Here is a 13207-nt window from a genome sequence, read left to right as displayed (position 1 = left end):
TCGCGCAGAGGAACAATGAAGAAAACGCTAGCAGTCATCGCCATGGCCTTGGTCGTATCGGGCTGTTCCACGTATTCGGCCAATCGCTACTCTCCCTCGACCGACAATGTCGTCGCATTGCGATCCATGAACGATACTCCGATCAATGTCGGTAACTTTACGGCGGCGACACCAGGTCAGTCCGAGATCATGTGTCGCGCCGTGGGCCCTATCAAGACGCCGGATGGCAAGCCGTTTGCCGAATTCATCAAGAAGGCCTTCGTCGATGAGTTGCGCATGGCGGAAGTCTATTCCGACGAGGCCCCCGTGACACTGAAAGGCCATCTTGACGACATCAATTTCTCCTCGGCCAGCGGCACCTGGAGCCTGGCACTGACGGTCAACTCGTCCAATGGCAAGTCGATGTCGGTCATGGAGACTTACGACTACTCCACGAGTTTTTACGGCGAAACCGCCTGCAACCAGACGGCACAAGCGTTAATGCCGGCCGTACAGAACCTGGTGGGGAAAGTCGTTCGATCACCGGAGTTCGAGCAATTGGCTGCTCGCTGATTAGATAAACGGGCGCCCGGGTAGGCAAGCCTTTACCCACGAACCGGATCAAGGCGTCGACGTGTGGCAACCGACGCGTCGTCCAAACCGTCCGGCAAGAGCGAGGGCGAACTCGACGAGCGTGTCTACAACGCCACCGCCAAGCAATGACCGAATTGCCCTCCCCGGGCGGCCCCGGGGAGGGCGAGTCAGCGCTCACCGACTCACCAGCACGACCCCGGCCAGCAAGGCGCCGCCTCCGATCACGAAGTTGACGGTCAGCGGTTCGTTCAGGAACAGGGCGCCGAAGAGCACGCCGAACACCGGCGAGAGGAACGAGAACACCCCCAGTTGCGAGGCCCAGTAGCGCCGCAACAGCGCGAACCACAGCAGCAGCGCGCCGAACGAGATCACCAGCGTCTGGAACCCCAGGCTGGCCAGCGCCGGCAGCGTCGGGCGCATGGCGCCGATGTCACCGAGTAGCAGCGCCGCCGGCAACAGCACCAGGGCGGCGATGGCCAACTGATAGCACAGCGTCTGCTCGGCCGGCGCTTCGGAGAGTCTCGTGCCGCGCAATACCAGGGTGGTCGCCGCCCACGACAGCCCTGCCAGCAGCCCCAACGCATCCCCCAGCACGATCGCACCGGCCTCGCCGAGCCCCGCCGTCGGCGTCATGGCGATCGCCATTCCCGCGAACGCCAGGCCCACGCCCCACCACTGGCGCCGAGCCAGTTGCTCGCCAGGCACCCACAGATGCAGGCCGAGCGCAGCGAACACCGGCGCCGTGTAGAGGAACACCGACATGTGCGAGGCCAGCGTGTAATCGAGCCCCCGGGCGACGAACACGAACTCGAAAGTGAATCCCAGGCCCACCAGCATCCCGGGCACCAGGTGAGCGCGAAAATCCGCCGCGCGCAGGCCTCGCCAGCGCGCCAGGCCGCCCACCAGCAGCAAGGCCCCCAATGAACGCAGCGCGACCTGGGCCAGCGGCGAGACGTCCGCCGCCACCGCCTTGATCGCCACCTGCTGGAGACCCAGCGCCAGGCAGAAAAGCGTCATCAGCACGCTGGCCGGCATGTCGATGGAGCGCCGAGAGTGTCTATAACTGAGTGTCGAGTCGGCAGCGGACGCCGTGTTAGCGGACCCTTTCATGGCAGATCTCCTCCGGTTTTATCGCGACCATTGGAGCAACTGACAGACCCGCTCCCAACCGATTACTCTGTCACCCTAGGCTCAGGAAAAATCATCCATGATCGAAAGACTGCCGCTCAATGCCCTGCGCGCCTTCGCCGAGGCGGCCCGTACCGGCGGCTTCAAGACGGCAGCGGAACGCCTCGGCGTGACCCCGGGAGCCGTCAGCCGTCAGATCAAGCAACTCGAGGATCGCCTGGGGGTCGCGCTGTTCGAACGCCATGCCAACGGCGTGCGGGTCAACGAGGCCGGTCGACGGCTGGCCGAGGACATCGATGCCGGCCTGGCGCGCATTGCCGGTGGCGTCCAGGCGGCCCGCGAACGGGCCCGCCCGGTCACGACGCTGACGCTGAGTGCACCACCTTCGCTTGCCCAGTTCTGGTTGCTGCCACGCCTGGCGGCGTTCGAGGCCCAGGAGGGGCAGATCGAGATCGCCCTGGATGCGGACCAGAATCTCACGATGCCGGCCTGGCACGACAACGGCGCGCGTCTCGCCCTGCGTTACGGTCGCGGCCCCTGGACTGGCGTGAAGAGCGTTCGGCTGTTCGGCGACGCGCTGTTCCCGGTCTGCGCCCCCGTCCTGCGGGAGCGCGGGCGTCTCGAGACGCCCGCCGACCTGCTCGTCCATCCCTTGTTCGAGGTGGCCTGGGAGTCGCGCCAGAACATCGACTTCCCCGGGTGGCGCGAGTGGTTCGACGCCGCCGGCCTGGGCGATGTCGAGGTGCCGATTCGCCACCGCTTCTCGCTCTACGGCCTGGCCCTCGATCAGGTGATCGCCGGGCGCGGCGTGATGCTCGCCAGCCCCGTCGTGGCTGGCGATCGCCTGGCCAGCGGCGTGCTGATCCGGCCCTTCGGCAAGCGACAGGTGATCGATTCGCCGTTCACCTACGAGCTGATCCTGCCCGCCACCGGCCGCGCCCCGCCGATGGTTCGGCGCTTCATCGACTGGCTGATCGCGGAAGCCCAACGCTTCGATAGCGAGGCCGCCTGGGCGACGTCGGACCAGCCGGGCATTGCCTGAGGCCCGTTGCCGGTGCGTCGCTGGCCGCAGACATCGAGAACGTCGATACTGACTCGCGGCGTCCGTTCATCGCAGGCGGGCAATAGTCATCCGTTCTGCTTTCCCTACCCACCCCCGAGAGGCATGACATGATCGTCATCTATGGCATCAAGGAACACCTGGACCCCATCAAGGCGCGACTCTCCGACGCGATACACGCCAGCATGCAGGCGATCCTCGGCCTGCCGGACGACAAGCGCGCACACCGGTTCATCCCGCTGGCGGCCGAGGACTTCTACTACCCCGGTGGCCGGTCGCCGGCGTACACGGTCATCGAGATCAACATGATGCAGGGACGCGCGGCGGATACTCAGAAGGCGCTGATCAAGGAGCTGTTCCGGCGCGTGGAAGCGGAGGTGGGCATTGCGCCCATCGACCTGGAAATCACCCTCAAGGAACAGCCGGCCCATTGCTGGGGCTTTCGTGGCATGACCGGCGACGAGGCCCGCGATCTCAAGTACTCGGTCAACGTCTGACGCACTGCGCGCCCGCTCGACGCAGCGGGCATGATACGCGCGAGTGGGCCGGACTCGGCCCCGACCGTCCACCGCCAGGGAGTCCCGATCCGTGATGGCCATCCGCCCCTTCGACGCCGCCGACTGGCCCGCCGTATGGCGTTTTCTGGAACCCGTGCTGCGCGCCGGCGACACCTACAGTTTTCCCCGTGACATCGGCGAGGATCAGGCCCATCAGGCCTGGGTCAGCACGCCCCGGGCCACCTTCGTTGCGGTGGACGAGGCGGATCGCCCCCTCGGCACCTACTACATCAAGCCCAACCAGCCCGGTCAGGGCGATCACGTCTGCAACTGCGGCTATGTGGTCGACGCCGCCCAGCGCGGCCGGGGCATCGCCTCGTCACTCTGTGCGCATTCCCTGGCCACGGCCCGGGAGCTCGGGTTCACGGCGATGCAGTACAATCTGGTGGTCGCCACCAACACCGGTGCCGTGCGATTGTGGCAGAAACACGGCTTCGCCATCGTCGGCACCCTGCCCGGGGCGTTCCGGCATCCCACGCAAGGGCCGGTCGATGCCCACGTGATGTATCGGCGCCTCGACCGCTGAGCCGGGGGCTGCCGGGCCCGGCGATTGTCGCCACAATCGCGAGAGGACAGGTGCATGGAACTGCAGTACCGCGCGGCCCGCCGCGACGATCTGGAAAGCCTGGTGTCCCTGCTCGCCGACGACGCGCTCGGCAGCCGGCGGGAAGACACCGCCGTCCCGTTGAATGAGGCCTATATTGCCGCCTTCGAGGCCATCGACCGGGATGCGAACAACCAGCTGCTGGTCGCGGAGCTGGACGACCGGCTGGTCGGCATGCTCCAGCTGACGTTCATCCCGTACTTGACCCACACCGGCAGCTGGCGCTGCCTCGTCGAGGGCGTCAGGATCCACGAGGCGTTCCGGGGCCGCGGTCTTGGCGAGCAGATGTTCGCCCACGCCATCCGGGAAGCGCGAGCGAAAGGCTGCAGGGTCATCCAGTTGACGAGCGACAAGCAGCGCCCCGACGCCATCAGGTTCTACGAGCGACTGGGCTTCGAGGCCACCCACGAGGGCTTCAAGCTGGCACTATGAATGCACGGGCGGTACGCGAATGCCGGCCACCTCACTGACTTCAGGAGCCCCCATGAACCTCGACGAACTGCTCGCGGAGCTGGAAGAACTGGGCGACCGGCACGATGCCACGGCCGAGACGAAGGCGCGCAAGTACCTCAACATCACCCGGGAGACCGGCGAGTTCCTGACCGTGCTGATCAAGGCCGGCGCGGTGCGCCATATCCTCGAGGTGGGCACCTCGAACGGCTATTCCACCTTGTGGCTCGCCGCCGCCCTCCCCGACGGCGGTCATGTCACCACCCTGGAAATCTCTCCGGACAAGGCCGACCAGGCTCGCGACAATTTCCAGCGCGCCGGGCTGGCGCACCGGATCACGCTGGTCCGCGAGGATGCCTCCCGCTACCTCGAGCGCGCCGCGGGGCCCTTCGACCTGATCTTCCTCGATGCCGACCGGGCGAGCTACCGGGGGCTGGCGGAGACCATCGTCGCCCTCGTTCGCCCCGGCGGGCTGCTGGTCTGCGACAACGCGCTCTCCCACGCCGATGAGATGCGCGCCTTCATCGACTACATCAATGACAGCGGGGCCTTCACGACGACCACGGTGCCTGTCGGCAAGGGCGAGTTCGTCGCCTGCAAAGATGCCTAGACCGTTCCGGACAAACCGCCACCAGACGCCCCTTACCTCCATCAGGATGCTTCGACGCGACGCGCCTGGCGCCTTGCCGCCGTCGCCATCCCGACCACGCTGCCCACCACGATCAGGCATGGCGAGGGCAGCGGAGCGTCGGCCAGCTTGTCGGGCATGTCGGCGAGCGTGCCGGTCAGCGACCGCTGCTCGGGCAGCGAGGCATTGCTGATCAGCAGGATCGGCCAGTCGTCGGGCAGGCCGGCGCCACGCAGGCCCTCGCAGATCGCCGCGACCTTGGCCAGTCCCATGTAGAACACCAGCGTCTCGTCGGTGCGGGCCAGCGACTGCCAGTCGGGCGTGCCGCCCTCGCGACACAACTGCGCGGTGATGAAACGCAACTGCTGGGCGTGGGCGCGGTCGGTGAGCGCCAGGCCCATCGCCGCGGCGGCCCCGGAGGCGGCGGTGATGCCGGGCACGATCCTCGCGGGCACCTCGGCCGTGGCGAGGGCGGCGAGCTCCTCGCCCATGCGGCCGAACACCCCCGGGTCGCCCCCCTTGAGGCGCACCACCGACTTGCCCTCTCTCGCCAGCCTGACCAGCAAGGTGCCGATCTCGGCCTGCGCCACGCTGTGATGGCCACGCGCCTTGCCGACGTAGTAGCGCTCGCGGCCGGGAGGAATCAACGCCAGGATGTCGTCGCCGACCAGTCGGTCGTAGACGATGGCGTCGGCCTGGCCGAGCAATCGCGCAGCGCGCAGGGTGAGCAACCCCGCGTCGCCCGGCCCGGCGCCGACCAGATAGACATGACCGGGGCGGCACTCGCCAGGGGCGATGCCCGGCAGCCCGGTGGCGCGCCCCGGGCCGACGATCCGCGACAGGGTTCGCGAGGCGCCCTCGGTCAGACGCGCCAGCAGCCCGGGACGTTCACAGCGCTTCGCTTGCCAGGGTTTCACGGTCGGTAGCATGGGCCATCTCCTCTTCGATCAGGGATTTCAATTCGGGAATGCAGGAACCGCATTGGGTGCCGCAGGCCAGCCGCGCGCCCAGCGCCTCGACGCTGGCGTCGCCGGCACGGATCGCCGTGACGATCGTCTTCTGGCCGACCCTATGACAGCTGCACACGATGGGCCCGGCATCGCTCTCGCCGGCATCGCAGCCGGCCAGCAGACGACGGCGCCGCTCGCTGGGCAGCGCCTCGCCGTTGGCGGCCTCGGCGAAGCGTGCGTCGAGCCAGTCGAGGGCCGGCAGTTCGGCGGGCGGGCCGACCATCAGCCACCAACACAACCGATCGCCATCGAAACCGGCGGCGCGTAACCGCCCGCCGGCGGCGTCCTCCGCCCACAGCGCCGGCTCGCCCGGCAACCGGGCCCGGGCCCAGGCCAGCCAGTCGCGGGCCGCCTCGTCAACGTCGCCCCCGGCCAGTTGCCAGCGCTGGCAGTGGCCCAGGGGAATGCGCGCCCAGTAGGCGCTCTCGTCGCGCCAGGCCGGGCCGCGCTCGGCGTCACCCTCGACGCCGCGGTCACGCGGGTCGGCGACGATCAGCGTCGCCTCCCAGGCGACGGCCAGCGGGGCGAGACTCACCGCACCATGCTTGGATTCGGGCTGGCCGGACAGCGGATCGCGATGCCCGGCGAACAGCCCGCCCATGCGCGCCCGGCCGCTGAAACTGTCGTTCCAGTGCATGGGCACGAACACCTCGCCGCGGCGCTGGGCGTGGGCGACACGCACCCGACCGCGGTACTCGCCGTTCGCCCCCTGGAGCCGAGCGAGCTGCTGATCGTGCAGGCCGTGTTCCCGGGCATCGTCGGGGTGCACCTCGATGAACGGCTCGGCACGATGGTTCATCAGCCGCGGTGCGCGGCCGGTGCGGGTCATGGTGTGCCATTGATCGCGCACGCGGCCGGTATTGAGCCGCAGTGGCCGCGTCTCGCTGAGTGCCTGGCGTGGGCCCCGGGGCCGCACGGCGACCAGCCTGGCGCGGCCGTCCGGGGTAGCGAAGCGACCCGCCGTGAACAAGCGTGCCGTACCCTCGGGGGCACGCTCGTTGACCGGCCACTGGATGGGCGCCAGGGCGTCGTAGCCGGCGCGGTCGAGCCCGGCGAGCCCGGAGATGTCGAAGCACCGCGCACCTTCGCCCGCGTTCTCGAAGCCGGAGAGCCGGGCGTGCTCGTCGAAGATCTCGCTCGGGTGGCAATACCCGAAGGCCTCGGCGAAGCCCAGGCGCCGGGCCACCTGGGTGATGATCCACCAGTCGTGACGCGCCTCGCCCGGCGGGGCCAGCAGGCCACGCTGGCGCGAGATGCGCCGCTCGGAGTTGGTCACGGTGCCGTCCTTCTCGGACCAGCCCGACGCCGGCAGCACGATGTCGGCGTATTGCAGGAGGTCGGCATCGGCCATGCACTCCGACACGATCACCAGCGGGCAGGCCTCGAGGATGCGCCGTATCCGGTTGGCGTCGGGCAGGCTGACGCCGGGGTTGGTGGCCATGATCCACAGCGCGCGTATCTCGCCGCGCTCGATGGCATCGAACAGCTCCACCGCCTTGTGACCGGGCCCCTCGGGCAGGGCCGGGTCCAGCGAGGCGGTGGCCCAGAAGCGCGCGACCCGATCGCGTGCACCGGGCGAGTCGTAGTCCATGTGCGCGGCAAGCTGATTGGCCAGCCCGCCCACCTCGCGGCCGCCCATGGCGTTGGGCTGGCCGGTGATCGAGAACGGCCCGGCGCCCGGCAGGCCCAGCTTGCCGCCGGCCAGGTGGCAGTTGATGATGGCGTTGCCCGTGTCGGTGCCGCTGCTCGACTGGTTGACGCCCTGCGAATAGAGGGTCACCACGTGCAGCTGGCTGGCGAACCAGTAGCAGAAGGTCTCCAGGCGCTCGGGGTCGACGTCGCAGTCGGCGGCGATCGCCTCGATGGTGCAATCGTCCTCGGCCGCCGCGGCCAGCGCGGCCTCGAAGCCCTGGGTGTGGCGCTCGAGGTAGAGCGAGTCGCAACGCCCCTTCGCCGCCATCCACGCCAGCAGGCCGGTGAACAGCCGGGCGTCGCTGCCCGGGCGCAGGCCCAGGTAGAGATCGGCGATCTCGCAGGTGTCGGTGACCCGCGGGTCGATCACCACCACCCGCAGCAGGGGGTTGCGCTGCTTGGCGCCGCGCAGGCGCTGGTAGAGCACCGGATGGTTCCAGGCCAGGTTGGAGCCCACCAGCACCACCAGCTCGGCCTCCTCCAGGTCCGCGTAGTTGCCGGGCACGGCGTCGGCGCCGAAGGCGCGCTTGTAGCCGGCCACCGCCGAGGCCATGCACAGCCGCGAATTGGTATCCAGGTGGGGCGTGCCGAGAAAGCCCTTGAACAGCTTGTTGGCGACGTAGTAGTCCTCGGTCAGCAACTGGCCGGACAGATAGGCCGCCAGCGAATGGTGGCCATGCGCGGCGCGGGTCGCCTGCAGCCGCGAGGCGACGGCATCGAGGGCGGTTTCCCAGCCGACCTCGACGCCGTCGACGCGGGGCCGGGTCAGCCGGCCGCGCCGGCCCAGCGTCTCGGCGAGCGCCGAGCCCTTGACGCACAGCCGCCCATGGTTGGCCGGATGATCGCGGTCACCCTCGACGCCGGTGACGCGCTCGCCATCGCGGCTGGCGATCACCCCGCAGCCGACGCCGCAATAGGGACACGTCGTGGATGTCTTGTGCATGCTGCCTCCCTCGAAGCGCCTAACGACAAAGGGGCCCGACCCGCCATCTGGCGGATCGGGCCCCTTTGCCCGGTGTCATCGTCTTGTCCGTCGTCGCGTTCTCGTGTGCCGATCTGCCGCCGTTGGCCGACCGTGAACGCCCGGACGTGGGTCCTTGACCCATTTCTGAAGACGTTTCAGCAACAATCGCGCCCGAACGGGTTTATCGCTTTCAAAACAGCCACCTGAAAAACCTCGGCGGCATCGGGCCCGGCGCGTGGCCGCGAAAGGCCCGGCCCCCGGCCCGCTTCGCGCCCCTTGCTGGTGCAAGCGCGGACCTCATTGCACAGCCAGCGACCGAATCCGCGCCACCCGGGTCGTGACGTGGTCGCCAGAAAAACCGCCAATCGCCTGACGGCAAAGCGGAAAATCGCCACCTGGCACGTCCTTCGCTTCACATGACGCAGCGATGGATACGGATCAGCGTCGATCCCGGGCCACTGGCTCGTCATCCATTGGACAATCGACACGTCACGAATACAGGCAAAGGCGCCTGGCGCAGTGAGGACGACACCGTCCGCATTGCGTCAGGCGCCTTTTTGCGTTGGCGCGTCGGCGCCGGGAGGAAGATGCATGACCCCACACGACAGCCCCACGGACGAGCGCTTGCTGATCGTCGGCAACGGCATGGCCGGGCACCGGCTGCTCGAGGCACTGCTCGCGCGCGAGCCGCGCCCGCAACGGATCACCGTGATCGGCGACGAACACACGCCGGCCTACAACCGCATCCTGCTCTCGCCGCTGCTGGCCGGCGAGACCGACCGCGAGACGCTGACCCTGCGCGATCACGGCTGGTATACCGAGCAGGGCGTCGAGCTGATCCTCGGCGAGCGCATCGAGACGCTCGACCGCGAACGCCGCCTCGCGCTCACCGACACCGGGCGCACTCTCGCCTACGACCGGCTGGTGCTGGCGACCGGCTCACGGCCCGCGATGCCCGACGTACCGGGCATTCGCCTGCGCGGCGTCCACGGCTTTCGCGATCTGGACGACGCCGCGGCGCTGACCCGTCTCGCCGAGTCCGCCCGGGCCGGCAGCGATCGCGCGGTGGTGGTGGGCGGCGGCCTGCTCGGCCTGGAAGCCGCCGAAGGGCTGCGCAAGCGCGGCATGCAGGTCAGCGTGCTGCAACGCGGCACGCACCTGATGAACCGCCAGATCGATGTCACCGCCGCCGCCCTGCTGCGCGGCGAGCTCGAGAGCCGGGGCCTCGAGGTGGTCACCGGGGCACGCCTGGCGGCCTGCGACGGCGACCCGCAGGGCCACGTGACTGCCGTGCAGCTCGAGGACGGCCGACGGCTGCCCGCCGACTGCGTGGTGATCGCCGCCGGGATCACCCCCAATACCGAACTCGGCGCCCGGAACGGCCTGACAACCCGGCGCGGTATCGTCGTCGACGCCTGGCTGACCAGCAGCGATCCGCGGATTCACGCGCTGGGCGAATGCTGCGAATTCGAGGGCCGCACCTACGGCCTGGTCGAACCGATCTGGCGTCAGGTCGAGGTCCTCGCCGCGCGCCTCTGCGGCGAGCCGGTCGAGGGCTACGTGGAGGCGCCGAGCGCCACCCAGCTCAAGGTCAGCGGCGTCTCGCTCTACGCCTTCGGCCCCATCGAGCCCGACGCCGACCACGAGGTCCTCACCTATCACGATCCACAGCAGGGTGACTACCGCCGCCTGCTGCTGCGCAACGACCGGCTCGAAGGCGCCGTGCTCTACGGCGACACCGCCTTCGGCCCCTGGTATTTCGAACGCTCGCTGGCCGGCAGCGATCTCGGCGCCTGTCGCCAGGCGCTGCTGTTCGGTGCCGGCGACGCCAACGCCCTTCTCGAGGAGGCCGCATAACCATGAACAAGCAACGTCTGATCATCATCGGCAACGGCATGGTCGGCCACCATCTGGTCGAACAGCTGATCGAACGCCATGCCACCGACCGCTTCGACATCCGGATCTTCGGCGAGGAGCGTCACCCGGCCTACGACCGCGTGCACCTCTCGGAGTACTTCGCCGGGCGCGACGCCCGGTCGCTGGCCATGGGCGAGGTCGGTTTCTACGACGCCAACCCCGTCACCCTGCACCTCAGTGAGGCGGTGACGGGCATCGATCGCGACAACGGCGAAGTGGTCACCGACCGGGGCCGCTACCCCTACGACAGCCTGGTGCTGGCCACCGGCTCCTATCCGTTCGTGCCGCCGATCGCCGGCGCCGAGGCGGGCCAGCCCAACCGGCTGGTCTATCGCACCCTGGACGATCTGGACACCATCCGGACGGCCGCCGCCGATGCCCGCCGCGGCGTGGTCGTGGGCGGCGGCCTGCTCGGCCTGGAAGCCGCCAACGCCCTGAAGTCGCTGGGGCTCGAGGCGCATGTGGTCGAATTCGCGCCGCGCCTGATGCCGGTGCAGCTCGACGACCAGGGCGGCACGGCGCTGCGTGACAAGATCGAGGAACTCGGCGTGGGCGTGCACCTCGACCGCGCCACCACCGAGATCGTCCCCGGCGAGGACTACCGCTACCGCATGCACTTCAAGGATGGCGAGTCGCTGGAGACCGACCTGATCGTGTTCTCCGCCGGTATCCGCCCCCAGGACGCCCTGGCCCGCCAGTGCAAGCTGGAGATCGGCGAGCGCGGCGGCATCGTCATCGACGACCAGTGCCGCACCTCCGATCCGGAAATCTTCGCCATCGGCGAATGCGCGCTGTGGTCGAATCGCATCTTCGGCCTGGTCGCCCCCGGCTACACCATGGCACGCAACGTCGCCGATGCGCTGTGCAGCGAGGCAGGCGACGAGCAGCCCACCTTCACCGGGGCCGACATGTCCACCAAGCTCAAGCTGCTGGGCGTCGACGTCGGTTCGATCGGCGACGCCCACGGCGCTACCGAAGGCGCCAGGAGCTATCGCTACAACGACGAGACCACGGGCGTCTACCGCCGCCTGGTGGTCTCCGCCGACGGCAAGCGCGCCATCGGCGCGGTGCTGGTCGGCGACAACGCCGCCTACGACACCCTGCTGCAGTACGTGCAGAACGGCATCGAGCTGCCCGCCGACCCGGCCTCGCTGATCCTGCCGAGCGTCGAGGGTGCGCCGACGCTGGGTGCCGACGCCCTGCCCGAGACCGCCTCGATCTGCTCGTGCCACAACGTCACCAAGGGCGCGATCTGCGCGGCGATCGATTCAGGCGCCACCGACCTCGGCGCGGTCAAGGCCGAAACCAAGGCCAGCACCGGCTGCGGCGGCTGCGCGGCGCTGCTCAAGAGCGTGGTCGACAGCGAGCTCGAGGCGCGCGGTGTCGAAGTCGATCAGTCGATCTGCGAGCACTTCGCCCACACCCGCCAGGCGCTCTATTCGATCGTCCGCGTCGAGGGCATCAGGACCTTCAGCGAGCTGATCGAAAAGCATGGTGCTTCACAAGGCCACGGCCTCGGCTGCGACATCTGCAAGCCCGCGGTGGCGTCGATTCTCGCCTCCTGCTTCAACGAGCCGATCACCGACGCCGCCCACGTGCCGCTGCAGGACACCAACGACACCTTCATGGCCAACATGCAGAAGAACGGCACCTACTCGGTGGTGCCGCGCATTCCCGGCGGCGAGATCACCCCGACCAAGCTGCGCGTGCTCGGCGAGGTCGGCGAGAAGTACGGCCTCTACACCAAGATCACCGGCGGCCAGCGCGTCGATCTGTTCGGCGCCCGTCTCGAGCAGTTGCCGGACATCTGGAGCGAACTGATCGCCGCCGGCTTCGAGACCGGCCACGCCTACGGCAAGGCCACGCGCACCGTGAAGTCCTGCGTCGGCAGCACCTGGTGCCGCTACGGCGTGCAGGACAGCGTGGGCATGGCGATCCACCTGGAGAATCGCTACAAGGGCCTGCGCTCGCCGCACAAGCTCAAGTTCGCCGTCTCCGGCTGCACCCGCGAATGTGCCGAGGCGCAGAGCAAGGACGTCGGCGTGATCGCCACCGAGCACGGCTGGAACCTCTACGTCTGCGGCAACGGCGGCATGCGCCCGCGCCACGCCGAGCTGTTCGCCACCGACCTCGACGACGAGACGCTGATCAGGTACATCGACCGCTTCCTGATGTTCTACGTGCGTACCGCCGACCGCCTGCAGCGCACCTCGGTGTGGCGCGAGAACCTCGAGGGCGGGCTCGACTATCTCAAGGCCGTGGTGATCGACGACTGCCTGGGTCTGGCCGAGGAGCTCGAAAGCCAGATGCGCCACGTCATCGACAGCTACGAATGCGAATGGGCCAACGCCCTCGACGACCCGGAGAAGCTCAAGCGCTTCCGCAGCTTCGTCAACGACCAGCGGCCGGATCCGGACATTATCGTGACCGAAGAACGTGGCCAGTTGCGCCCGGCCTGACGCGTCACTTCCATGCCCCGGGGAGATAGGCAGCATGCGTGGGAGGGAACTCGTTCCCGATGAAGGTGGCAACGAACCAGCCGCATCGCGAATGAATTCGCTTATATGGACCCGTCCCGTTGTGCAAGCCAGCAGCGACGAGACATGAGGTGAGACTGCACGCTT

11 protein-coding genes are annotated in these 13207 nt (G+C 68.6%); 8 read left to right on the top strand and 3 right to left on the bottom strand.

Annotated elements, in window-relative coordinates; translation table 11 throughout:
• Positions 1-15 precede the first annotated feature (15 nt).
• Positions 16-552 (top strand): hypothetical protein, encoded by a 537-nt coding sequence (locus KGR00_RS14340; RefSeq protein WP_224419408.1) that lies wholly within the window; start codon positions 16-18, stop codon positions 550-552.
• Positions 553-747: 195 nt separating this feature from the next.
• On the opposite strand, the gene KGR00_RS14335 is transcribed toward KGR00_RS14340, so the two are convergent.
• Complete coding sequence (locus KGR00_RS14335) at positions 748-1683, bottom strand: DMT family transporter (RefSeq protein ID WP_224419407.1); 936 nt, start codon at positions 1681-1683, stop codon at positions 748-750.
• 97 nt (positions 1684-1780) lie between these two features.
• Between KGR00_RS14335 and KGR00_RS14330 the strand changes: the two genes are divergently transcribed.
• The 5 genes from KGR00_RS14330 (at position 1781) to KGR00_RS14310 (ending at position 4982) form a co-directional block, all read left to right on the top strand.
• Complete coding sequence (locus KGR00_RS14330) at positions 1781-2743, top strand: LysR substrate-binding domain-containing protein (RefSeq protein ID WP_224419406.1); 963 nt, start codon at positions 1781-1783, stop codon at positions 2741-2743.
• A gap of 128 nt (positions 2744-2871) precedes the next feature.
• A complete protein-coding gene (locus KGR00_RS14325; RefSeq protein ID WP_224419405.1) occupies positions 2872-3258 on the top strand; it encodes a tautomerase family protein in 387 nt (128 codons plus the stop codon).
• A gap of 94 nt (positions 3259-3352) precedes the next feature.
• A complete protein-coding gene (locus KGR00_RS14320) occupies positions 3353-3844 on the top strand; it encodes a GNAT family N-acetyltransferase (protein WP_224419884.1) in 492 nt (163 codons plus the stop codon).
• A gap of 54 nt (positions 3845-3898) precedes the next feature.
• Positions 3899-4354, top strand: coding sequence for a GNAT family N-acetyltransferase (locus KGR00_RS14315; RefSeq protein WP_224419404.1), 456 nt, complete (start codon positions 3899-3901; stop codon positions 4352-4354).
• 52 nt (positions 4355-4406) lie between these two features.
• On the top strand, positions 4407-4982 hold the full coding sequence (locus KGR00_RS14310; RefSeq protein ID WP_224419403.1) for an O-methyltransferase: 576 nt from the start codon (positions 4407-4409) through the stop codon (positions 4980-4982).
• A gap of 41 nt (positions 4983-5023) precedes the next feature.
• Here KGR00_RS14310 and cobA read toward each other — a convergent pair whose 3' ends face one another.
• Both cobA and KGR00_RS14300 read right to left on the bottom strand, forming a co-directional pair.
• On the bottom strand, positions 5024-5929 hold the full coding sequence (gene cobA, locus KGR00_RS14305; RefSeq protein ID WP_224419402.1) for a uroporphyrinogen-III C-methyltransferase: 906 nt from the start codon (positions 5927-5929) through the stop codon (positions 5024-5026).
• Positions 5889-8645 (bottom strand): nitrate reductase, encoded by a 2757-nt coding sequence (locus tag KGR00_RS14300; RefSeq protein WP_224419401.1) that lies wholly within the window; start codon positions 8643-8645, stop codon positions 5889-5891. Before KGR00_RS14300 ends, cobA begins: the two co-directional genes overlap by 41 nt.
• A gap of 612 nt (positions 8646-9257) precedes the next feature.
• Between KGR00_RS14300 and KGR00_RS14295 the strand changes: the two genes are divergently transcribed.
• Positions 9258-10523, top strand: coding sequence for an FAD-dependent oxidoreductase (locus tag KGR00_RS14295; protein ID WP_224419400.1), 1266 nt, complete (start codon positions 9258-9260; stop codon positions 10521-10523).
• Between the two features lie 2 nt (positions 10524-10525).
• The gene (gene nirB, locus KGR00_RS14290; RefSeq protein WP_224419399.1) at positions 10526-13042 is read left to right on the top strand and encodes a nitrite reductase large subunit NirB; all 2517 of its coding nucleotides are present in this window, start codon (positions 10526-10528) and stop codon (positions 13040-13042) included.
• The last annotated feature ends 165 nt before the right edge of the window (positions 13043-13207 follow it).

It is taken from the genome of Modicisalibacter sp. MOD 31.J (assembly GCF_020147985.1).
GTDB classification, from domain to species: domain Bacteria; phylum Pseudomonadota; class Gammaproteobacteria; order Pseudomonadales; family Halomonadaceae; genus Modicisalibacter; species Modicisalibacter coralii.
Note: the sequence above shows the minus strand (reverse complement) of the source record. Positions and strands in the feature narration are given on the sequence as shown.